This is a genomic window from Vibrio sp. 2132-1 (genome assembly GCF_033344315.1).
On the sequence record NZ_JAWPON010000645.1, the window covers coordinates 1 to 572 of the forward strand.

General features: G+C 43.7%; 1 protein-coding gene. It reads left to right on the plus strand.

All coding sequences use genetic code 11. The annotated features are described in order from the left end of the window. Positions 1-526 (plus strand): GGDEF domain-containing protein (locus tag R8N47_RS27155; protein ID WP_318186363.1); only part of this gene is annotated, 526 nt, incomplete at its 5' end. Positions 527-572: the final 46 nt, after the last annotated feature.

Sequence of the window (572 nt, forward strand, 5' to 3'; positions counted from 1 at the left end):
ACTTACGCGCCTTGGCAATCGCCGTATGCTGGAACATGTGATGCAAAAATACTGCGCATTGGATTGCGAAGAGGCGATGTCATTTGGTCTGATTCTGATTGATATTGACCATTTTGGTTTGTTTAACAATCACTATGGTCATCTTGAAGGGGACATTGCACTGATGCGCATTGGGAACATTCTTGAACACCATACCAAAGATGAAGACGAGGTCTTTTGTCGTATTGGGGGTGAAGAGTTTGTGTTATTGATGATCGGCTCGAACCAAGAAGAGGTTCGGTTGAGAGCGGAATGCATTCGTCAATGCATTGAAGATGAAGGCATCAAGCATCAACATAACCCTGAAGGTGAATTGCTGACGGTTTCGGTGGGGTACTCCTGCTACAAAACCAAAGGCAAAGACTTCAATTTCGACCACTTGTATCAGTTGTCTGACAAGGCGCTCTATCAGGCGAAAAGCAGTGGGAGAAATTGCGTGAAGCGATATGAGTTAAAAGACCCTCAAAAAGATCAAATTGTAGCGTGAGTTTGTTTTTACGTACTTCCTGAACATCAGAAACCAAAAATGGCAG